This is a genomic window from Streptomyces sp. P9-A4 (genome assembly GCF_036634195.1).
Classification (GTDB): Bacteria; Actinomycetota; Actinomycetes; order Streptomycetales; family Streptomycetaceae; genus Streptomyces.
In genome coordinates, this window is record NZ_JAZIFY010000001.1 from 3,062,815 (window position 1) to 3,084,579 (window position 21,765).

Annotated in this window: 13 protein-coding genes; 4 read left to right on the top strand and 9 right to left on the bottom strand. The window is 71.7% G+C overall.

The genetic code is table 11. From position 1 onward, the window contains the following. Window positions 1–48: 48 nt before the first annotated feature. The 6 genes from V4Y03_RS13710 to V4Y03_RS13735 all read right to left on the bottom strand — a co-directional run bounded on the left by V4Y03_RS13710 (window position 49) and on the right by V4Y03_RS13735 (window position 6,817). Complete coding sequence (locus V4Y03_RS13710) at window positions 49–1,131, bottom strand: TauD/TfdA family dioxygenase (protein ID WP_332435104.1); 1,083 nt, start codon at window positions 1,129–1,131, stop codon at window positions 49–51. Window positions 1,132–1,218: 87 nt separating this feature from the next. After that, complete coding sequence (locus V4Y03_RS13715) at window positions 1,219–2,256, bottom strand: isocitrate/isopropylmalate dehydrogenase family protein (protein ID WP_317873899.1); 1,038 nt, start codon at window positions 2,254–2,256, stop codon at window positions 1,219–1,221. A gap of 40 nt (window positions 2,257–2,296) precedes the next feature. After that, complete coding sequence (locus V4Y03_RS13720) at window positions 2,297–3,514, bottom strand: pyridoxal phosphate-dependent aminotransferase (protein WP_332435105.1); 1,218 nt, start codon at window positions 3,512–3,514, stop codon at window positions 2,297–2,299. Beyond that, window positions 3,511–4,149: a 3-isopropylmalate dehydratase small subunit gene (gene leuD / locus V4Y03_RS13725; RefSeq protein ID WP_317873897.1), complete on the bottom strand. Its 639-nt coding sequence runs from the start codon at window positions 4,147–4,149 to the stop codon at window positions 3,511–3,513. The genes V4Y03_RS13720 and leuD overlap by 4 nt, the downstream gene beginning before the upstream one ends. Next, the gene (gene leuC, locus V4Y03_RS13730) at window positions 4,146–5,597 is read right to left on the bottom strand and encodes a 3-isopropylmalate dehydratase large subunit (RefSeq protein ID WP_332435106.1); all 1,452 of its coding nucleotides are present in this window, start codon (window positions 5,595–5,597) and stop codon (window positions 4,146–4,148) included. Before leuC ends, leuD begins: the two co-directional genes overlap by 4 nt. Beyond that, on the bottom strand, window positions 5,594–6,817 hold the full coding sequence (locus tag V4Y03_RS13735; protein ID WP_317873895.1) for a LeuA family protein: 1,224 nt from the start codon (window positions 6,815–6,817) through the stop codon (window positions 5,594–5,596). The genes leuC and V4Y03_RS13735 overlap by 4 nt, the downstream gene beginning before the upstream one ends. Window positions 6,818–7,136: 319 nt before the next feature. On the opposite strand from V4Y03_RS13735, the gene V4Y03_RS13740 reads away from it, so the two are divergent. Together V4Y03_RS13740 and V4Y03_RS13745 are read left to right on the top strand one after the other, a co-directional pair. Beyond that, window positions 7,137–14,306 (top strand): amino acid adenylation domain-containing protein, encoded by a 7,170-nt coding sequence (locus V4Y03_RS13740; RefSeq protein WP_332435107.1) that lies wholly within the window; start codon window positions 7,137–7,139, stop codon window positions 14,304–14,306. Window positions 14,307–14,308: 2 nt separating this feature from the next. After that, complete coding sequence (locus tag V4Y03_RS13745; protein WP_332435108.1) at window positions 14,309–14,647, top strand: hydroxyisourate hydrolase; 339 nt, start codon at window positions 14,309–14,311, stop codon at window positions 14,645–14,647. A 47-nt stretch (window positions 14,648–14,694) separates the two neighbouring features. Here V4Y03_RS13745 and V4Y03_RS13750 read toward each other — a convergent pair whose 3' ends face one another. Next, window positions 14,695–17,826: an AfsR/SARP family transcriptional regulator gene (locus V4Y03_RS13750; RefSeq protein WP_317873135.1), complete on the bottom strand. Its 3,132-nt coding sequence runs from the start codon at window positions 17,824–17,826 to the stop codon at window positions 14,695–14,697. Window positions 17,827–18,015: 189 nt separating this feature from the next. On the opposite strand from V4Y03_RS13750, the gene V4Y03_RS13755 reads away from it, so the two are divergent. Both V4Y03_RS13755 and V4Y03_RS13760 read left to right on the top strand, forming a co-directional pair. Continuing rightward, window positions 18,016–18,582, top strand: coding sequence for a winged helix-turn-helix domain-containing protein (locus tag V4Y03_RS13755; RefSeq protein ID WP_332435109.1), 567 nt, complete (start codon window positions 18,016–18,018; stop codon window positions 18,580–18,582). A gap of 112 nt (window positions 18,583–18,694) precedes the next feature. Then, window positions 18,695–19,996, top strand: coding sequence for an MFS transporter (locus V4Y03_RS13760; protein WP_332435110.1), 1,302 nt, complete (start codon window positions 18,695–18,697; stop codon window positions 19,994–19,996). Here the strand turns inward: V4Y03_RS13760 and V4Y03_RS13765 are convergent. Next, window positions 19,993–20,685 carry a hypothetical protein gene (locus V4Y03_RS13765; RefSeq protein ID WP_332435111.1) on the bottom strand — a complete coding sequence of 231 codons (693 nt, stop codon included), beginning with the start codon at window positions 20,683–20,685 and terminating at the stop codon, window positions 19,993–19,995. The two genes, V4Y03_RS13760 and V4Y03_RS13765, sit on opposite strands and share 4 nt — an antisense overlap. Before the next feature lie 11 nt (window positions 20,686–20,696). Continuing rightward, on the bottom strand, window positions 20,697–21,764 hold the full coding sequence (locus V4Y03_RS13770) for a hypothetical protein (protein ID WP_332435112.1): 1,068 nt from the start codon (window positions 21,762–21,764) through the stop codon (window positions 20,697–20,699). Window position 21,765: the final 1 nt, after the last annotated feature.

Sequence of the window (21,765 nt, forward strand, 5' to 3'; positions counted from 1 at the left end):
CTTGGTACGGGAGGGTCGGGTGGGGCGGGGATGGTGTGGTGGCGCGGCTCAGGCGAAGCGTGCCGCCGGGCGTACCGACGGGTGGCAGTCCTCGACGTCGGCCGGGTTGCCCATGGCGACGACGATCTTCCGGTCGCCGCGGAAGGGGTCGCGGCCGTGGGAGGTGAGGATGTTGTCGACGAGCATCACGTCGCCGACCTGCCACCGCTCGCGGACGGTCGCCTTGTCGTACGCCTCCTGGAGCGCGTCCAGGTCCTCGCGGCTGAGCGGGGTGCCGTCGCCGAAGGCGGTGTTGAACGGCAGGCCCTCGCGGCCGAACTCGTCGACCAGGGTCTCGCGCAGCTCCTCGTCGAGCGCCCATTCGTTCCAGAAGACCAGGTGGTTGAACCAGACCTCCTCGCCCGTGTCCGGGTGGCGGATGGTGCCGGGGCGGACCTGGCTGGTGCGCAGGTTGCCGTCCTCCTGCCAGTCGAGGGCGATGCGGTTCTCGGCGCAGTAGCGCTCGACGTCCGCCGGGTCCTCGGTGGCGAAGGCGGTCTTCCAGTCGGTGGAGATGTATTCCGAGTAGCTGCGCTGGAGCAGCCAGCCGTGCTCGCGCATCTTCTCGGCGAGCGCCGGCGGGACGTTCGCGAGCACCTTGCGGACGTCGGCGACCGGGGTCGCGCCCTGCTCGGCGGGGGCGGTCAGGCAGCCGAAGAGGAGGGCACGGGGGAAGGTCAGCGTGTAGCTGTTCTCGTTGTGCATGCGGATGGACTGCGACGGCGGCAGGTCCGTGGAGGAGAAGACGTCGTCGCCGAAGCTGCTGCGCGGGGTGGCCTTCTCGCGGTACGGGGTGCGCTCGGGGACGAGCACGTCACGGACGCGGGCGAAGTCCTCGACCGTACGCACCGGCAGGCCGCGCAGGTACAGGGCGCCGTGCACATGGAGGGCCCCGGTCAGCTCGGGCAGCCGCTCCTGGAGCCAGGCGCAGGCCTCGTCGATGCCGGCGAAGGCGGGGGCCTCGGCGGTGGCGGGCTTGCCGGGGGTGGTCCGCCAGTCGAGGACGGCGGTGGGCGCGGGCGCCGGGACGGTCGGGGCGGCGGCGCGAACGGCGTTGGCGCGTACGGCGGTTCGCACGGTCGTGGTGGTCACCGGGGCTTCCTTTCGTGGATGAGTGGATGAGCGGATGACGGGGGCGGGGGCAGGGGCAGGGACGCGCGGTGGGCCGGGGAGGCGCCGTCACGCGGCGGCGAGGGCGTTCCTGACGGCCTCGCCGGCCTCCTTGGTGCCGAGGACTCCGCCCAGGTCGGGGGTGCACTGCCCCTCGCTGATCGCCACGCCGACGGCCCGGCGCAGGGCGTCGGCCTCGGTGGCCCAGCCGAGGTGTTCGAGCATCAGGGCGGAGCTGAGGATGGCGCCGAAGGGGTTGCCGATGCCCTGGCCCGCGATGTCGGGGGCGCTGCCGTGCACGGGCTCGTAGAGGCCGAAGCCGGTGACCGGGTTGATGTTGGCGGAGGCCGCGTTGCCGAGGCCGCCGGCGAGCATCGCCGCGAGGTCGCTGAGGATGTCGCCGTACGAGTTGTTGGTGACGATGACGTCGAACTGGGAGGGGTCGGAGATGAACTTCATCGCCGCCGCGTCGACGTACAGGTGGGTGGACTTGATGTCGGGGCGCTTGGCTGCGGCCTCCTGGAAGGCCCGCTGCCAGACCTGCCCGCCGTGCCGGACGGCGTTCGACTTGTCGACCATGCAGACCCCGCGCTTGGCGATGGAGTACGCGTACTCCATGATCCGCGAGACGCCCATGTGGGTGCTGACGTCGGCGTCGACGGCCATCTCGTGCTCGGTGCCGGCCCGCAGGACGCCGCCGATGTCGGTGTAGAGGCCCTCGGTGTTCTCGCGGACGATGACGCAGTCGAGCTTGCGGGTCCGCTCGTCGCGCAGCGGGCTGAGGCGCTCGTCGAGCAGGGCGGCCGGGCGGTGGTTGACGAAGAGGTCGAGGTCGAAGCGGAGGCGCAGGAGGACGCCGCGGCCGTAGTCGGAGGTCTTGACGCGGGGGTCGCCGATGGCGCCGAAGAGCACGGCGTCGCTGGCCTTGACGCGCTCGAAGTCCTCGTCGGAGAGGGAGACGCCGGTACGGAGGTAGGTGTCGGCGTTGACGTGGTCGAGGACGTCGAAGCGCAGGTCGAGGCCGAGGGCGTCGATGGTCTCCAGGGCCTCCCTGGTCACCTCGGGGCCGATGCCGTCGCCGGGTATGACGGTCACTGTCCTGGTCATGAGGGGTCTCACCGTTTCTTGGCTGATGGCGGGTGGTCGTTCAGGGGAGGAGGCGGGCGCGGGCCGCCGCGAGGATCTGCGGGGAGCGGTTGAAGGCCACGCGGACGTAGTTCCGGCCGCGCTCCTCGTCGGCGAAGAACGGCGTGCCGGGGGCGAGGAGGACGGAGGACTCCTCCAGGACGCGGCGGACGAAGGTCCGGCAGTCCTCGTCCGTGGCTCCGCGGATGTCGGCGAGGACGAAGCAGCCTCCCTCCGGCAGCCGGAAGGTGAGCCCCATCCGGGCGAGGATGTCCGCCGTCTCGTCGCGGGCCTGGGACAGCTCCTTCGCGGCCGTGAGGGAGGCCGCGTCGAAGAGGTCGGTGAGGCCCGCGGCCAGCTGGAGCGGGGCGCCGGCGCCGTTGGTGGTGATCTCGTGGACCCGCCGGAAGACCCGGGTGAGTTCCGGCCGGGCCCGCAGGAACCCGAGCCGCCAGCCGCTGATGGCGTGGCTCTTGGAGAGCGAGCCGACGACCACGCTGCGGTCCCGCAGGGAGGGGACGTCGGCGACCGAGAGGTGCGGGCGGTCGTCGAAGACGAGGTTGGCGTACACCTCGTCGGAGATGACCGTCACGTCCCACCGCTCGCACAGTGCGGCGATCCGCTCCAGGTCCTCCGCCGACAGGGTCTGGCCCGTCGGGTTGGCCGGGGTGTTCAGGATGATCGCCCGGGTGGCGGGACCGAAGGCCGCGGCCAGCTCGTCCGGGTCGAGCCGCCAGTCGGGGCTCACCGGCCCCTCCGGCTCGTGGAGGCGGACGAACTTCGGCCGGGCGCCCGCCAGTTCGACGGCGCCGAGGAAGTTCTCGTAGTACGGGTCCAGGAGGACGACCTCGTCGCCCGGGTCGACCAGCGAGAACAGCGCCACGCACAGCGCCTCGGTGCCGCCGACCGTGACGGTCAGCTCGGTGTCCGGGTCGGCGGGGGTCGTGAAGGACTCCGCGATCCGGCGGCGGATGTCCGCGCCGCCGTGGGGCAGTTCGTACTGGTTGACGCCGCCGCGCAGGGCCCGTACGGCCTCCTCGACGAGGGGCTTCGGGGTCTCCGGCGCGCCGGGCGTGCCCACGGCCAGGTCGATGGCGCCGCGCTCGCGGGCCAGCAGGAACAGCTCCGCGAGGTTGCCCTTGGGGATGCGCCCGGCCCGCTCGGAGACGGCCGCCCGGCCGCCCGTCGCGGTCGCGGACACCGCCGTGGCGGTCTCCGCCGTGGCGGTCTCCGCCGTCACGAGGCCCGCCGGAGCTTCGCCGCGTCCGGGGAGGAGAAGGTGCCGCGGGTGATGCTGGTCATCCAGGCCGGCCGGCGCTCCTCGAAGGCGGCGATCACGTCGGCCTTGCGGAGGGTCACGTCGATGTCGTCGAGGCCGTTGAGGAGGAGCCAGCGCGCACGGTGGTCCGCCTCGAACTCCCAGCTCCGGCCGTCGGCGGTGACGGTCAGCTCCTGGAGGTCGACGGAGATCCGGAACTCCGGGTCGGCGAGGGACAGTTCGGCCAGCTCGGCGACGACGTCCACCGGCAGGGCCACCGCGAGGAGGCCGTTCTTCAGGGCGTTGCGCAGGAAGATGTCGCCGAAGCTGGTGGCGATGACCGCACGGAAGCCCCAGTCGCGCAGCGCCCACACGGCGTGCTCGCGCGAGCTGCCCGTACCGAAGTTGTGTCCCGCGACCAGGACGCTGGCGCCCTGGTGCTCCGGCCGGTTCAGGACGAAGTCGGGCTCCTTGCGCCAGTGGCCGAACAGGGTGTCGGCGTAACCGGACTTGGTGAGCCGCTTGCAGAACTCGGCGGGGATGATCTGGTCGGTGTCGACGTCGTCCCTGCTCAGCGCCACGGCCTGGCCGGTGTGCGCCTTCATCGGCTCTCTCATGCCTGGTCCTCCTGCTCGTTCTTCGGGTCGGTCAGCTCGCTCGGGGTGGCCAGTCGCCCGACGACGGCGGTGGCGGCGGCCACCACGGGCGAGACCAGGTGGGTGCGGGCGTGGGTGCCCTGCCGGCCCTCGTAGTTGCGGTTCGAGGTGGAGGCGACGCGCTGGATGCCCTGGAGGCGGTCGGCGTTGATGCCCATGCACATCGAGCAGCCGGAGAGCCGCCACTGCGCACCCGCGTCCAGGAAGACCTGGTGCAGGCCCTCCTCCTCGGCCTGGGCGCGGACGGCCATCGAGCCGGGGACGACGAGCATCGTGATCGACGGGGCGACCTTGCGGCCGCGCAGCACGTCGGCCGCGGCCCGCAGGTCCTCGATGCGGCCGTTGGTGCAGGAGCCGAGGAAGACCGTGTTGATGTCGATGTCCCGCATCGGCACGTGCGCTTCGAGGCCCATGTACTCCAGGGCGCGGCGCGCCGCCGCCCGCTCGGCGTCGCTGCCGAAGGACTCGGGGGCGGGGACCTCGGCGTCCAGCGGTACGGCCTGGCCGGGGTTGGTGCCCCAGGTGACGAAGGGCTTCAGCCCGGTGACGTCGAGCTCCACGACCCGGTCGAAGGCGGCGCCCTCGTCGGTCCGCAGCGAATCCCAGTAGGCGCAGGCCTCCTCCCACTCGGCGTCCGCGGCCGGGTCCCAGCGCTCGCGCAGGTAGTCGACCGTCTTGTGGTCCGGGGCGATGAGACCGGCGCGGGCACCGGCCTCGATGCTCATGTTGCAGACCGTCATCCGCCCCTCCATGGAGAGGTTCTCGACGGCCTTGCCGCGGTACTCGATGGCGTAGCCGTTGGCCCCGTTGGCCCCGATGTGGGCGATCAGCGCGAGGATCAGGTCCTTGGGCGTCACGTCCGCCGGCGGCTCGCCGACGAACTCGACCGACATGGTCCTGGGCCGCTGGAGGGCCAGCGTCTGGGTGGCGAGGACGTGCTCGACGTCGCTGGTGCCGACGCCGAAGGCGAGGGCGCCGAAGGCGCCGTGCGTGGAGGTGTGGCTGTCGCCGCACACCACGGTCATGCCGGGGCGGACGAAGCCCAGCTCCGGTGCCACGACGTGCACGATGCCCTGCCGGTCGTCGCCCAGCGAGAACAGCTCGATGCCCTGGTTCTCGCAGTTCTCGCGGAGCCGCTCCAGCTGTGCGCTGCCCATCGCGTCCTTCACGAACAGCGTGTTGGTGGGCACGTTGTGGTCTTCCAGGGCGAGCGCCAGGTCGGGTCTGCGGACCCGGCGTCCGGTGAGCTGGAGGCCGTCGAAGGCCTGCGGCGAGCTGGCCTCGTGGAGCAGGTGCAGGTCGATGTAGAGGAGGTCGGGTTCGCCCGGCGCCCGGTCGACGACGTGGTTCTCCCACACCTTCTCGATCAGGTTGCGCTCGGCGCGTTCCGGCTGCGTGATGGTGCTCATCGGCCGGCCACCGCCATCTCGGTGGTCGTGGCGGCGGCAGCGGCGGTCGCCGAGGCGCGCAGCAGCCGGCCGGTGATGATCTCGCGCAGGTCGCCCAGCTCGATGCAGGTGCCGTCCGCGCGGTTGGCGATGTAGGTGTCGTAGATCTCGTCGAGCAGGTCGCGCTCGACGCCCAGACCCATCTGGTCGAAGAGGTTGCGGATGACGTTGCGTCCGGAGTGCCGGCCGATGAGAATTCCGCGGTCGCGGCCGAAGAGGTGCGGCTCGACGTATTCGTACGTCACCGGGTTGCGCAGCATTCCCGCCTGGTGGATTCCGGCCTGCGTGGCGAATGCGTTGTCACCGAATACGGCCTTGTTGCGCGGCGTCGACATTCCGATGATCCGGCTGAGGATCAGATAGGCGTCGTACAGCTTCTCGGTCTGGAGACGGCTGGTCACACCCAGCAGCTCGCCCTTGTAGAGAAGGACGGCGGCCAGTTCTTCGAGGGGGGTGTTTCCGGCACGCTCACCGATTCCGGCGAGCGTCGACTGCACCTCGTCCGCGCCCGCCTCGATACCGGCGAGGGCATTGGCGAGGGAAAGTCCGAGGTCCTGGTGGCAGTGCGTGGAAAGGATGACGTCGTCGGGGATCCAGGAGCGGACCCGGGCCACCTGGGCGCCGTATTCCGACGGGAGCATGCAGCCGGTGGTGTCGGCGAGCGCGACGGTCTTCGCGCCCTCCGCGACGCCCGCCTCGATCAGCGGGCGGAGCAGGTCGTCGGTGCCGCGGCTGGAGTCCTCGATGCCGAGCGTGATGTCGGTGAAGCCGAGCTCACGGGCGAAGCGGATGCTGTCGATGATCTCTTGCAGGCCTTCGGCCCTGGTCAGACCGCGCTTGTGCTCCAGGTGGACATCGCTGCCGGTGGCCATGATCTGGACCTGGTGGTCGATGCCGCCGGCCTCGGCCGCCAGCTCGATGTCCTCGCGGACCGCACGGTTGAGGGTGGCGACCTTGGCGGTGGTGAGCGCCTCGGCGATCAGCTTGGTGGCCAGGAAGTCGCTCGGGGAGGAGCTGGGGAAGCCGGCCTCGATGGTGTCGACGCCGGTGGCCTCGATGGCGAGGGCCAGTTCCAGCTTCTGCTCCGCGTTCATCGCGTTGCCGGGGGCCTGCTCTCCGTCGCGGAGAGTCGAGTCGAATACGCGAAGCCGACGTGCCGGGGAGTTGGGGCTCGAAGTCATGATTCTGCCTCTTTCGGGAACGCCGCCATGAGACACAGGATCCGGAGATCTCACTGTGTGGTAGCGGGGGCTTGTGGCCGACGGCGGTGACTTTACGCGGCCGGGAACGCAGCCCGTCAAGCCTTTTCCGCAAAATAGAGCACCGATAGCGATCCGATGGAGGGACCCGGGAGAATGAGCTACAAGCGCGCATTTCCCTATGCATCGAGTGGCGAATCAAGGAGTGATTTTAATGGGCGAATTCTCTTCCGAGGCACGCCTTCTTTCTCGAATGCGGCGTGCGGGTGCTGCGGTTCGGATCGGCCGCCGCGCGGAGGGGGTGCGGGAGGTTCCGCTGTCCTTCGCGCAGCAGCGCCTGTGGTTCCTCGACCAGCTGGATCCGGGGAGCGCGGAGTACGTGGTGCCGACGGCGTTCCGGGTGCGGGGTCCGCTGGACCCGGCGGCGCTGAGCACGGCGCTCGATGCCCTGGTCGTACGCCATGAGGTGCTGCGGACCCGGTTCGCGACCGGCCCCGAGGGCGACCCGGTGCAGATCGTGGAGGAGCCCTGGCATGTGGCCGTCGAGCAGCTGGACCTGGGCGGGGCCCCGGATCCGGAGGAGGCCGGCCGGGCGATCGTCGAGTCCTTCGGGCACCGTCCGTTCGACCTGGCCGACGGGCGGCTGCTGCGGGCGATGACCGTCCGCCTCGGCGAGGACGACCACCTCCTCGCCCTCGCCATGCACCACATCGTCGTCGACGGCTGGTCGATGGGCGTCCTGGTGGAGGAACTACGACGCCTCTACACCGGGGACTCATCCCTCGAAGAACTCCCCATTCAGTACGCGGACTTCGCGCTCTGGCAGCAGAAGCAGCTGTCGGGCGACGCCCTCGGCAAGCACCTGGACTACTGGCGGACGCAGCTGGCCGGCCTGGAGACCCTGGAACTCCCCACGGACCGCCCCCGTCCCCGTATCCGCTCCGGCGCCGGAGACACCCACGCCTTCACCGTCCCCGCCGACACCACCACCGCCCTGCGCGAACTCGCCGCCAGGAACAACGCCTCCCTCTTCATGACCGGCCTCGCCGTCTTCCAGCTCGTCCTGGCCCGCTGGAGCGGACAGAACGACATCACCGTCGGCGTCCCCATCGCCGGCCGCAACCGCACCGAACTCGAAGACCTCGTCGGCTTCTTCGTCAACACCCTCGTCATGCGCACCGACATCACCGCCGAAGCCACCTTCACCACCATCCTCGACCAGGTCCGCCGAACCACCCTCGACGCCTACGCCCACCAGGACCTCCCCTTCGAACGCCTCGTCGAAGACCTCACCCCCGACCGCGACCTCAGCCGCAACCCGCTGGTGCAGGTGGGCTTCAGCGTGGAGGGCGCGTCCTCGGACCCGTGGGAGATCCCCGGTCTGACCATGCGGCCGGTCGCGGTGAGCTCGAAGGTGTCGAAGGTCGACGTGTCGGTGTTCCTGACGGAGGAGGCGGACGGCACCCTCTCGGGCGAGGCGACCTTCGCGACGGAGCTCTTCGACACGGAGACGATCGAGCGGCTGACCGGTCACTTCCTCACCGCCCTCGCCGACGTCTGCCACGACCCCGAGCGCCGCGTCGGTGACATCCAGCTGCTCACCCCGGCCGAACAGCACCAGATCCTGAGGGACTTCAACGACACCACCGTCGACTACGCCGACGACACCACCGTCCACCGCCTCTTCGAGCAGCAGGCCGCGCTCGCCCCCGAGGCGCTCGCCGTCGTCCACGGCGACAGCTCGTACACGTACCGGCAGCTCAACGAGCGGGCCAACCGGCTCGCCCACCACCTCATCGACCGGGGCGTCACCACCGACACCCTCGTGGGAATCTCCCTCGGCCGCGGGATCGACATGATCACCGCGCTGCTCGCGGTCCTCAAGGCCGGCGGCGCGTACGTCCCCCTCGACCCCGACAACCCGCCCAACCGCCTCGCCTTCATGCTGGAGGAGACCCGGGCGCCGCTCGTCCTCACCCACTCGGACCTCGCCCCGCGCCTGGAGCACACCCCGACGCCCCTCGTCCTCCTGGACCGGCTCGCCCTCGACGACCGGCCCGCGGACAACCCCGTCACCCCCACCGGCGCCCGGGACCTCGCCTATCTGATCTACACGTCCGGCTCCACGGGCACCCCGAAGGGCGTGCAGATCGAGCACCGCTCCCTGTGCCGGCTGATCTCCAACAACTGGTTCCACACGATCACCGCCGACGACGTCGTCTCCCAGATCCTGAACTTCGCCTGGGACTCCTTCGCGCTCGAATGCTGGCCGGTGCTCACCTCCGGCGCCACGATGGCGATCCTGGACCCGAAGGTCCTCGCGGGCAGCGAGCCCTTCGCGGAGGCGCTGGTGCGCCACTCCGTCACGACCGCGCTCATCCCGACACCACTGTTCAACCAGTACCTGGTGGAGCGCCCGGACCTGCTGAAGGACCTGAAGTCCGTCTTCTACGGGGGTGAGGCCGGCGACCGTTCGATCGCGGACGCGCTGCTGTCGGGTCCGTACGCCCCGGGGCGCCTCGCGCACCTCTACGGGCCGACGGAGGCGGGCGTCGTCGCGACCGGTTTCGTGGTGGACGAGAACCGGCCGGGCACCACCTCCATGCCGATCGGCTCACCGGTGGCCAACACCCAGGTCCTGGTCATCGACCGGCACGGTGGTCTCGCTCCCGTCGGCGTCCCCGGTGAGCTGTGGATCACGGGTCCCGGTCTCGCCCGCGGCTATCTCGACCGTCCCGAACTCACCGCCGACCGCTTCACCACCACTCACCACACGGCCGAGCCCACCCGTGCCTACCGCACCGGCGACCTCGTCCGCCGGCTCCCCGACGGCACCATCGAGTACCTCGGGCGGATCGACAACCAGGTCAAGATCCGGGGCCTCCGCATCGAACTCGGAGAGATCGAGGCCACCCTCACCACCCACCCCCACATCAACCTCACCACCGTCATCGTCCGAGAGGACACCCCCGGCGACAAACGACTCACCGCCTACTACACGACCCCCACGAACACCCCCCACAGCTCGGGCGATCTCCGTGCGCACTGCCGCACCCACCTTCCCGACTACATGGTCCCCAACTACTTCGTCCACCTCGCCAAGCTCCCCACCACTCCCAACGGCAAGGTCGACCGCCGCGCTCTCCCCGCCCCGACCGTCACCGCCGACACCACCAGCCACACCCCGCCCCGCACCCCCACCGAGACCACCATCACCACCATCTGGGCCGAAACCCTCAACACCCCCCTCGGCATCCACGACAACTTCTTCGACCTCGGCGGCCACTCCCTCCTCGCCACCAAGGCCGCCAACCGGATCGGCCAGGCGCTCGGCGTCGAGGTCTCCGTCCGCCGGCTCTTCAGCAACCCGACGGTGGCCGAGCTGGCCGCGAGCCTCGCCGAGTGCGAGGAGCTGACCGTCGCCCCGATCACCCGCCGGGCGGAGGGGGTACGGGAGGTCCCGCTGTCCTTCGCGCAGCAGCGCCTCTGGTTCCTGGACGAGCTGGATCCGGGGAGCGCGGAGTACGTGGTGCCGACGGCGTTCCGGGTGCGGGGTCCGCTGGACCCGGCGGCGCTGAACTCGGCGCTCGATGCCCTGGTCGTACGGCACGAGGTGCTGCGGACCCGGTTCACGACGGGCGCGGACGGCGACCCGGTGCAGGTGATCGACGAGCCCTGGCACGTCGGGATCGAACACGTCGACCTCACCGGCACTCCGGAAACCGGCACTCCCGAAGGCGTCGCTCCGGAGGCCCTCGAAGCCGGTCGCGCCGCCGTCGAGTCCTTCGGCGAGCGTCCCTTCGACCTCTCCGCCGGCCGTCTGCTGCGGGCGATGACCGTCCGCCTCGGTGAGGACGACCACCTCCTCGCCCTCGCCATGCATCACATCGTCGTCGACGGCTGGTCGATGGGCGTCCTGGTGGAGGAACTACGACGGCTCTACGCCGGTACGTCACTGACCGAACTGCCGCTCCAGTACGCGGACTTCGCGCTCTGGCAGCAGGACCAGCTGACCGGTGACGCGCTGGACGGGCACCTGGACTACTGGCGGACGCAGCTGGCCGGCCTGGAGACCCTGGAGCTCCCCACGGACCGCCCCCGTCCCCGTATCCGCTCCGGCGCCGGAGACACCCACGCCTTCACCGTCCCCGCCGACACCACCACCGCCCTGCGCGAACTCGCCGCCAGGAACAACGCCTCCCTCTTCATGACCGGCCTCGCCGTCTTCCAGCTCGTCCTGGCCCGCTGGAGCGGACAGAACGACATCACCGTCGGCGTCCCCATCGCCGGCCGCAACCGCACCGAACTCGAAGACCTCGTCGGCTTCTTCGTCAACACCCTCGTCATGCGCACCGACATCACCGCCGAAGCCACCTTCACCACCATCCTCGACCAGGTCCGCCGGACCACCCTCGACGCCTACGCCCACCAGGACCTCCCCTTCGAACGCCTCGTCGAAGACCTCACCCCCGACCGCGACCTCAGCCGCAACCCGCTGATCCAGTCGATGTTCGCCCTGCAGAACCTGCCGGTGCAGGACTGGAGCCTGCCGGGGACGACGGTCGAACTGCTCCAGACCTCGGGGCGGACCTCGAAGTTCGACGTCTCCGTCTTTCTGACGGAGGAGTCGGACGGGACCCTGTCCGGTGAGGCGACCTTCGCCACCGAACTGTTCGACGCGGCCACCGTCGAGCGGCTGACCGGTCACTTCCTCACCGCCCTCGCCGACGTCTGCCGCGACCCCGGGCGCCGCGTCGGTGACGTCCAGCTGCTCACCCCGGCCGAACAGCACCAGATCCTCGACGAGTTCAACGACACCACCGTCGACTACCTCGACGACACCACCGTCCACCGCCTCTTCGAGCAGCAGGCCGCGCTCACCCCGGACGCCCTCGCCGTCGTCCACCACGACGCGACCCTCACCTACCGGCAGCTCAACGAGCGGGCCAACCGGCTCGCCCACCACCTCATCGACCGGGGCGTCACCACCGACACCCTCGTCGCGCTCTGCCTGGACCGCGGGGTCGACATGATCACCGCGCTGCTCGCGGTGCTCAAGGCCGGCGGCGCGTACGTCCCGCTGGACCCCGACACCCCGGCCTCCCGGCTGGCCTTCATGCTGGAGGAGAGCGAGACCCCGCTCGTCCTCACCCACTCGGGGCTCACCGGCCGTCTCGACCACACCCCCACCCCGCTGCTCGCCCTCGACCGGTTCGACTTCGACGCGTTCCCCGCGCACGACCCGGTCACCCCGACCGGGCCCCGGGACCTCGCGTACGTCATCTACACCTCCGGCTCCACGGGCACCCCGAAGGGCGTGCAGATCGAGCACCGCTCCGTCTGCCGGCTGCTGATCAACAACTGGTTCAACACGATCGGCGCCGAGGACGTCGTCTCGCAGACGTGCAACTACTGCTTCGACGTGTTCACGTACGAGTGCTGGGGCGCCCTCATCACGGGCGCGGCGCTCGCCGTCGTGGACAAGGAGGAGCTGTCCGACTCCGACGCGCTCGCCGCCGCGTTCCGCCGGGACCGGGTGACGGTCGCCTGGCTGACGGCCCCGCTGTTCAACCAGCATGTGTCCGAGCGGCCGGACCTGGTGGCCGGGATGAAGACGGTGATGTACGGCGGTGAGGCCGTGGACCGCGCGGTCGCCGACGCCCTGATGTCAGGGCCGTACGCCCCCGGCACCCTGATCAACGGATACGGGCCCACCGAGGCGACCGTCTTCGCGACCTGCTTCGTGGTGGACGAGAACCGGCCGGACATGACGACGATGCCGATCGGCCGTCCGATCTCCAACACCGGCAACCTGGTCGTGGACCGGCACGGCGGCCTGGCGTCCATCGGCGTCCCCGGCGAGCTGTGGATCACCGGCCCCGGCCTCGCCCGCGGCTACCTCAACCGCCCCGAACTCACCACCGACCGCTTCACCACCACCCACCACACTTCCGAGCCCACCCGTGCCTACCGCACCGGCGACCTCGTCCGCTGGCTCCCCGACGGCACCATCGAGTACCTCGGGCGGATCGACAACCAGGTCAAGATCCGGGGCCTCCGCATCGAACTCGGAGAGATCGAGGCCACCCTCACCACCCACCCCCACATCAACCTCACCACCGTCATCGTCCGAGAGGACACCCCCGGCGACAAACGACTCACCGCCTACTACACGACCCCCGCCAACACCCCCCACACCTCCAGCGACCTCCGCGCCCACTGCCGCACCCACCTCCCCGACTACATGGTCCCCAACCACTTCGTCCACCTCGCCAAGCTCCCCACCACTCCCAACGGCAAGGTCGACCGCCGTGCCCTCCCCGCGCCCACCCTCACCACCGGCGACACCACCAGCCACACCCCGCCCCGCACCCCCACCGAGACCACCATCACCACCATCTGGGCCGAAACCCTCAACACCCCCCTCGGCATCCACGACAACTTCTTCGACCTCGGCGGCCACTCCCTCCTCGCCACCAAGGCCGCGAAGCGCCTGCGGAACGCCGGGCTGGACGTGACGGTGCGGCAGATCATGCAGTGGCAGACCGCCGCCGAACTGGCCGCCGCCCTCGGGGCCGGGACCGACCTGACCGGACTCCACAGCGCCAGGCAGGACGGCTCCGACCCCCTCGTCTACAAGCTGTCGGCCGGCCCGGCCGACCCCGCGCTCCCGACCGTGTTCTGCGTCCACGCCAGCGGCGGCACCCCGAACGCCTACGGGCAGCTCGCCCGTCTGCTGCGCGCCGACTGCACCACGTACGGCATCCAGGCCGTCGGCATGGACCGCTCCGAACTGCCGCTGCGGGACATCCGGGCCATCGCCGAGCGGTACTGGGAGGCCGTCAAGTCCGTGCAGCCCGAAGGGCCCTACTACATCCTCGGCTGGTCGCTCGGCGGTGTCGTCGCCCATGAGATCGCCCGCCAGGGAGCGGCCGAGACCGCCACGGTCTTCCTGGTGGAACCGCCCGTCCACGGCCCGCGCCTGGAGCAGCGGCTGCGGCCCGGCGTCGAGCTGTACGGCCGGGCGGCGGAGCTGTGGGCGCGCGGCCAGGACGCCGATCCGGAGACCAGAGCGGCCCTGGAGGCCGAACTCCGAGCGCTCACCGGCCCCTTGGAGGTGCCGGCCGACTCGGTCGGGCTCGACGAGTGGCTGCCGTACGAGACCCTCGGTCTGCTCCTCGACGCCCTGCTGGGGCACCGGCCCGAGGTGTCGGCCGCCCCGGCCGTGCTCTTCGTGAGCGACGAGGTCGCCTTCAGCCAGGAGGGTTCCGTCGCGAACGAGCGCGACCTCGCCGAGTACCTCGGCCACTGGCAGGCGCTCCACACCACCGCCCCGGCGGTGGAGCGGACGCCCGGCGACCACGGGGCGATGATGACGGAGCTGCCCGCCATCGAGAAGGTCGCGAAGGTGCTCCGTACCTTCCTCACCCCGTCCCCGACCCCTGAGAACGTGACCGAGCAGGTGGGCTGAGCATGCTGAACGTCATCGCGGAAGCACTGGAGAGCGTCCACGGACGCAGCGCCGTCGGGCTGAACGCCCGCCTCGAATCGCTCCTCGACAACGAGTGGGTGCTGCTCGCCGAGCGCAGGACGGACGAGGAGGGCCGGATCGACGAGTGGGGTCACGCGGGCGGGCACCGGGGGGTCTACCGGATCGTCTTCGACGTCGACCGGTACTTCGCCGGCCTGGGGCTGACCCCGGGGTATCCCGAGGTGTCGGCCACGTTCCGCGCCTCGGAGGAGGGGGCGGGACACCGGGTGACGCTCACCTTCTCGCCCCACCGGTACGCGGCGGTCCTGAGCTCGTCGTGACCGCGACGACCGTCGTGCCGGCCCGCACGGGCCGGCCCGTCACCGGCTCAGCCCGCCGTGGCCACCGCGTCCTGGTCCGCCGTCTCCGTGAGGCGGGCGAGGACGCGGCCCGCCGCCTCGGGGGCCATCGTGGCCGTCAGCTCCCGTACGTCGGCCAGGGCCCGTCCCGCGGCCTCGGGGTCGCCGGCCGCCAGGTGGGCGGCATGCAGCAGGACCAGTGCGCCGGCCTCCTGGGCGGGGGTCTCCATCTGCCGGAACAGCGGCAGCACCCGGGTCAGATGGGCCACGGCCCGGCCCGGCTCCCCGATGGCGAGCGCCAGTTCGCCGAGGGTCACCAGGGTCCGGCCCATGACGAGGCGTTCGTCGGAGGACTCGGCGAGGACGAGGGCGCGGTGCAGCGCGTCGGCGGCCTCGGCGGTCTCGCCCCGGCGGAACCGGGCGGAGCCGATGCCGTGCAGGGCGTAGGCCTCGCCGGTGTGGTCACCGATGAGCCGGACCACCTTGTGGACCTCGGTGAAGGCCTCCAGGGCCTCGTCGTACTCGCCGCGCTCCAGACGGGTCTGGCCCATCCGGTGCAGCACCTGCGCCTCGACGCGACGGCCGCGGCCCTCCCGGCTGAGCCGGAGGGCCTCGTCGAGGAGGGGCCCGGCGGCGTCCTCGTCGCCGCTGCCCAGCCTGAGCTGGGCGAGGTTGTGCAGGACGTAGGCGACGGCGACGGTGCCGTCACTCTCGCGGAAGACCTTGAGTGCCGCCTCGTAGTGGGCGGTCGCCTCCTCGGCGCGGCCGTGCAGCCGGGCGAGGTAGCCCAGGCCGCGGGCGGCGAGGGCGGAGCCGAGCGCGTCACCGATGCCGTCGAAGATCTCGGCGGAGTGCCGGAAGTGGGTCTCGGCGGCGGCGAAGTTCTGCTTCGTCACGGCGAGCGAACCGAGGGACTGGAGCGTGGCGGCCTGGCCGAGCAGGTCACCGCCCTTGCGGGCGGCGGCGAGGGCGACCTCGTGGGTGTCGCGCCAGTCGTCGAGCCGTACATGGGTCTCCAGGAACGTCACCGCGGTCACGGCGAGACCCCAGCAATGCGCGGTGAGCCCCATCATGGCGGCCTGCCGGACGCTCGGAAGCAGCATCTGGCGCTCCCGGGCGAACCACTGGAGGGGCTCGGCCAGGATGCGGTCCACGGTCCTGTCGGGCAGCGGATGAAGGGGCACGTCATGGCTGCGGATCAGCACGTCCTGCCCGTACTCGCGGTGCCGCGCCTCGGTCATCAGGAAGAGGAAGCAGCCGAGCACCCGGGCCAGGGCGGCCTCGCGCGCCTCCACGGTCTCCTCGTCGGCGAGCCGTTCGCGGGCGAAGACCCGGATGAGGTTGTGCAGTTGGTACTGGGAGTGGCGGCCGGTCGCGGTTCCCGCGGTGTCCACGAGCTGCGCGTCGGAGAGTTCGTCGATCAGGTCCCGTACCGGCGCTTCGGAAAGGTCGAGCAGCGCCATGCCGGTCCACGCGGAGAACGGGCCCTCCTCGACGACGGCCAGCCGGCGGAAGAGCCGCCGGGCGTCCTCGCTCACGCTGTCGTACGTGAGGGAGAGGCTGGCCCGGATGCCGACGTCCGCGTAGTTCAGCTCGTCGAGCCTGCGGGTCTCGTCCTCCAGGCGCTCGACCAGCTCCGCGACCTCCCAGTGGGGGCGGGCGGCGAGCCGGGCGCCCGCGATGCGCAGCGCGAGCGGGAGGTGGCCGCAGAGTTCGGCGAGGTCGGCGGTGGCCTCGGGTTCGGCCTCGACGCGTTCGGCGCCGGTGATGCGGCCGAGGAGTTCGGCGGACTGCGCGGGCCCGAAGGTGGTGACGTCGACGCGGACGGCTCCGGCGAGGCTCCCGATGTGTCGGCGGCTGGTGACGATGACCGCCGAGGTGGGCTTGCCCGGCAGGAGCGGTTTGATCTGGCTCTCGCCCGCGACGTTGTCGAGGACGATCAGCATGCGGCGCTCGGCGAGCAGCGCCCGGTACATCTCGGCCCGTTCCTCCAGGCCGTCGGGGATGGCGGTGCCGCTGACGCCGAGGGCGCGGAGGAAGCGTTCGAGGATCTGGGCGGGGCCGACCATGTCGGGGGCGCCGCCGTGCAGGTCGGCGAAGAGCTGCCCGCCGGGGAACTCGGCGGCGACCTCGTGGGCCACGTGGACGGCCATCGCGGTCTTGCCGACGCCGGCCTTGCCGACGATGGAGACGATGGGCACCGCCAGCCGGGACTGGTCGTGGGAGCAGAGGAGCAGCCGTTCCCTGATGCCGGCGACCAGGTCGTCGCGGCCGGTGAAGTCGGCGATGTCGGCGGGGAGCATCTCCGGTACGGGCGCGGCGGGAGCGGCTGCCTCGGTGGCGGCTGCCGGGGCCTCGGGGGCGGCGGCCTTGCGGGTGCCGGGGAGGTCGAGCCGGGGGTCCGTGGCGAGGATGGAGTGTTCGAGGCGTTTGAGGCGGGGGTCGGGTTCCACGCCGAGTTCGTCGATCATCCACTGGCGGGTGTCCCGGTAGACCTGGAGGGCCTCGGTCTGCCGCCCGGAGCGGTAGAGCGCCAGCATGAGCTGTCCGCGCAGCCGCTCGCGGAGCGGGAACTCGTCGACGAGGCCGAGGAGTTCGCCGACGAGCGCGCTGTGTTTGCCGAGCGCCAGCTCCAGCTGGATGCACTCCTCGGCGGCGGCGGTCCGCTGCTCGGTGAGCTTGCCCGCGCCGGAGCGGACGACCTCGCTGTACATCCCTTCGAGGGCGACCCCGCGCCAGAGCCCGAGCGCCTGGCGGTACGTGGCGGCGGCCTCCCCCCGCTGCCCGGCGTCGCGGAGCTTGCGCGCCCTGCCGACGAGTCCGCGGAAGTGGAGGGCGTCGAGGTTCTCGTCGGCGGCGCGGACCATGTAGCCCTGCGGGTGGGTGGTGATGACGTCGGAGACCCCGTGGTTGCCGAAGAGGCGGCGGAGGGCGGAGACGCTGATCTGGAGCTGGGCGCGGGCGGTGGCCGGCGGGGCCTCCTCGTAGACGGCGCGGACGAGCCGGTCGACGCCGACGACGCGGTTGGCGTCGAGGAGGAGGGTGGCCAGCACGGTCTGCTGGCGGATGCCGCCGAGATTGAGCGGGGTGGAGTCGACGGTGGCTTCGAGTGGGCTGAGAACGCGGTACTCGACTCTCGGTCCTGGTTCGGATTGCACCACGGTTCTCGACTCCCCCCCAGGAATTCGCGCAGGCCAAGGGGAACTCTAGAGATGTTCACGTCAATGGGTCAACAGACATCGGCCGAGGTGAGCAGGTGTGGCCGGATACCGACGCACCCCCCTGCCCGGATGCCCCGAGAGCGGCCCCGTCCTATTGACAGACTTCTATCGAGAGAACACTCTCATTACATGCAGCAGTCGAACGAAACCGCAGAGCGAGCACCTCGCCGCCTCACCGATCCGGCCTCCATGCGGGCGCTCTCCCACCCCGTACGGCTCGCCCTCATCGAGGTCCTCACGCTCCGGGGGGCACTGACGGCGACCCAGGCCGGCGAACTGATCGACGAGACCCCCACCACCTGCTCCTTCCACCTCCGCCAGCTCGCCAAGTACGGCTTCGTGGAGGAGGCGGGGCCCATGCCCGGCCGCTCGCGCCCCTGGCGCATCACCCGGCTCGGCTGGTCCCTGGAGAACGACGCGGCCGACGGCACCACCGAGGCCAGGGAGCACGCGGTAGCGGCCCGGCACCTCGGCGACATGACCCTGGAACGCCAGCTGGACCGGCACCGCTCGCACGACCACGGCGCCGAGCGGGCCCACACGGTCTGGTGGGTCACCCCGGACGAGGCGGCCGAACTCCGCGCGGACATCGACGCGCTGGTGATGCGCTACCGCGACCGCCTGCGGGACCCGGCCACACGGCCGCCGGAGGCGGAGGCGGTCGAAGTGGTCGTCCTCACGCACCCGTTCGCCTGAGCCGGACCGGACCGGACCGGACCGGCCGAACCACGACCACCGCACACGCCCGACACCACACACCACACACCACACACACAACACACAACACACCGACGCACGAGGGGGACCCATGACCGCGGAGGCGGCAACCGCAGCGGAGCCGACGGAGCTCGACGACACGAAGCCCCTGCGCAAGAACAGGGACTTCACGCTGCTCTGGGGAGGCCAGACCGTCTCCCAGCTCGGCACCGCCGTCTCCGTCCTCGCGTTCCCCCTGCTCGTCCTGGCCCTGAACGGCTCCGCCGTGCAGGCCGGCGCCCTCGGCACCCTCCAGGCGGTCATCCGGGTCACCTTCCAGCTCCCGGCCGGCGCGTTCGCCGACCGCTGGAACAGGAAGCGCGTCATGCAGGTCTGCGACGCGGGCCGGGCGGTCCTCTTCGCGGCCCTCGCCACGGCGATCCTGCTCGACAGCGCGCCCCTCGCGGTGATCTTCGCGGTCGCCGGGGCCGCCGCCGTCCTGGACGTCCTCTTCGGCGCGGCCGAGACGTCGATCGTCAGCCAGCTCGTCCCCCGCTCGCAGCTCCCGGAGGCCTTCGCGAGCAACGAGGCCCGCTCGTACGGAGCCTCCCTGGCCGGCCCGCCGCTGGGCGGCTTCCTGTACGCGTTCGGCCGCTCGGTCCCGTTCCTCTTCGACGCCCTCAGCTACCTGCTGTCGTTCCTGGCGGTCTCCTTCATCCGCAGGCCCGCCGACCCCAAGGGGGAGCAGGAGAAGGGCGAGGGCGCCGCGAAGAAGGCCTCGCTGCGGCACGACATGCTGGAAGGACTCCGGCACGTCGTCGCGAGCCCCTTCCTGCGCGCGGTGATCCTGATGGCCGCGCCGGTCAACTTCGCCCTCACGGGTGCCCAGTTCGCATCCGTGCTGACCCTCACCGAGAGCGGCCACAGCCCCCGCGCCCTCGGCATCGCGCAGGGCTGCATCGCCATCGGCGGCCTTCTCGGTGCCCTCTTCGCGGCCCGCATCCAGCGGCTCCTGCCCTTCCACCGCCTGCTGCTCACGGCCCTGACGGCCCTGGTGGTCCTGCTGGCGGCGAGCACCGTCCTCAACGGCAGCCTGGCGATGGTGGCCCCGCTGGCCACGGGCCTGTTCCTGGCCCCCGCCGTCAACTCGATCCTCTTCGGCCGGATCGCCGCGACCACCCCGGCCCACATCCAGGGCCGGGTCATCAGCGTCGTCGCCCTCTCGGCCACGGCGGCGGCCTCCCTCGCCCCGATCGTCGTCGGCGCGGTGGTCGAGCACCGGGGCGGCACGGCGGCCATGACGGCGGTGCTGGCCGCCGCGGTCCTCTCGCTCGTGGCAGCCACCCTGACCCGCAGGACCCTCCGGGAGTCCGCCCCCGCCCAGACGCCGCCCCCCATGTGCCAGTCGGTCTAAGGCAGTTGGGCGGCCAGGGCTCCGGCCAGGTCACCGGCCTGCTTCGTACGGTCCGGGGAGCCGGCCCCCGCCTCCCCGAGGCCGACCAGGAGGGAGGCGTCGCCGTCGCCGTCGAGCTTCAGCCGTACGGCGGCGACCTTGCCGCTGCCGGTGACGACCGCCTTCCCGGCCTCCGCCTCACCGGCCTCCTTCAGATAGGCGACCAGCTCGTCGACGGACGACCCGGACAGCCGCTGGATCACGGGGGCGAGCGGGGCCAGCGCCTGCGGCTTGCCGGTGGCGACGGTGTGCACCTCCACGTCGTCCTTCCCGATGTGGAAGGTGCAGCTGACCAGGACACCCGGGTTCTCGGCCAGCGGCTCCCCGGGCTTCGCCCGCTTGCCGCCCTCGGCCGTGGCGACGGGATCGCCGTCCGCCTTCACCGGCCCCGGGCCGACGGCCCCCTCCAGGCCCGCCGCCTTCGCCGCCGCGGCCATGTCGTACGGCAGCGGGCAGCTGCTCGCCCCGCCGTCGGGCATCTTGTCGGCGGTGCCGGTCAGCCCGCCGAGGCTCAGCGGCGCCGCCGCACCGCTGCCGGTGTCGGTGTCGCTCTGGCAGCCGGTCACCAGGGCCGCCGTGGTCAGGGCGGCGGCGATCAGCAGGCCCTGTCGAAGGTGGCGTCGGGGCCGGCCGGGTCGTACGTACGTCACGTGTCGTGTCCTCAGGAGGTCGGGGCGGAACAGCCGAGCCGCTTGCCTGCGGCTCGGACGAAGTCATCGAAGAGATCCCGCATACGGGGGGTGCCGGGCGAGCCGACGGCGTCCAGGTAGCTCCGGCCGAACCCCAGGGAGAAGTACGTCGGAACACCCGCGCAGTCGGCCACCACGTGCCGGGGGTCGAAGCCCGAGACCGGGCGCCCCGCCACCGGGGGCTGTTCCTCGAACCCGGTCGAGGCGCGGATGCCCTCGACGATCCGGGGCTCCCGGGTCACGGCGTAGGTGGCGTACCCCTCCACCGCACAGGCCCAGGTGGGACGACCGCTCTCCCCCGGGACGCCGGTCACGGTCTCCTCCACCGCGTCCTCCGCTGCCTCCGGGGTCCGGCCGCCCGGTCCGGGGAACCCGAGTCCCTCGATCCCGCACATTGCCCCGTCCTCGACCGGCCGGGGTTCCGGGGACGCCGTCAGGGCGGCGGGCGCCACCAGGGGCCCGCCGGTGAGGCACCCGGCCCGTTCGGCCGCCCTGGTGGCCACGTCGGTCAGGAGCCCGGCGAGCCGCACGGGGTCGGAGCCCTCGGGCGCGTACCCCTCGACGACGGCCGGCCCGGCCTGCGTCGTACAGCCCGCGGGCAGCAGGACCCAGCCGTGGTCCGCGCCGACCCCGCCCACCGCGCCCGTGGCGCCGCCGGAGAAGAACGACACGGTGGCCGGATTCGGCCAGCGGCCGTCATCGGTGAAGGGGAAGTCGCCGCGCTCGCGGCCGGCCGAGACGCGGATGTGCGCGGTGTCCGTGCCCGGCAGGAACGACGAGCTCTCGACGGTGCAGCTGAACGCGAGCCGGTCGCCCGGCCGTTCGTCGAGGCCGTCGCGGTCGGAGACCCGGCCGGACGACGGGAGGACGGCGTCGGCCGCGTCGGTGGACACCAGGCCGCCGCACATCTCGTCGCCCGAGAGGAGGTCGGTGTTCAGCCAGAGGTGCGCGCCCACCGCGCCCACCGCCAGGACGCCGAGCGCCACGACGGGTGCGAGGACCTTCCGTCCGGGCGCCGCCCGGCCGCTTCCTTCCGCCATC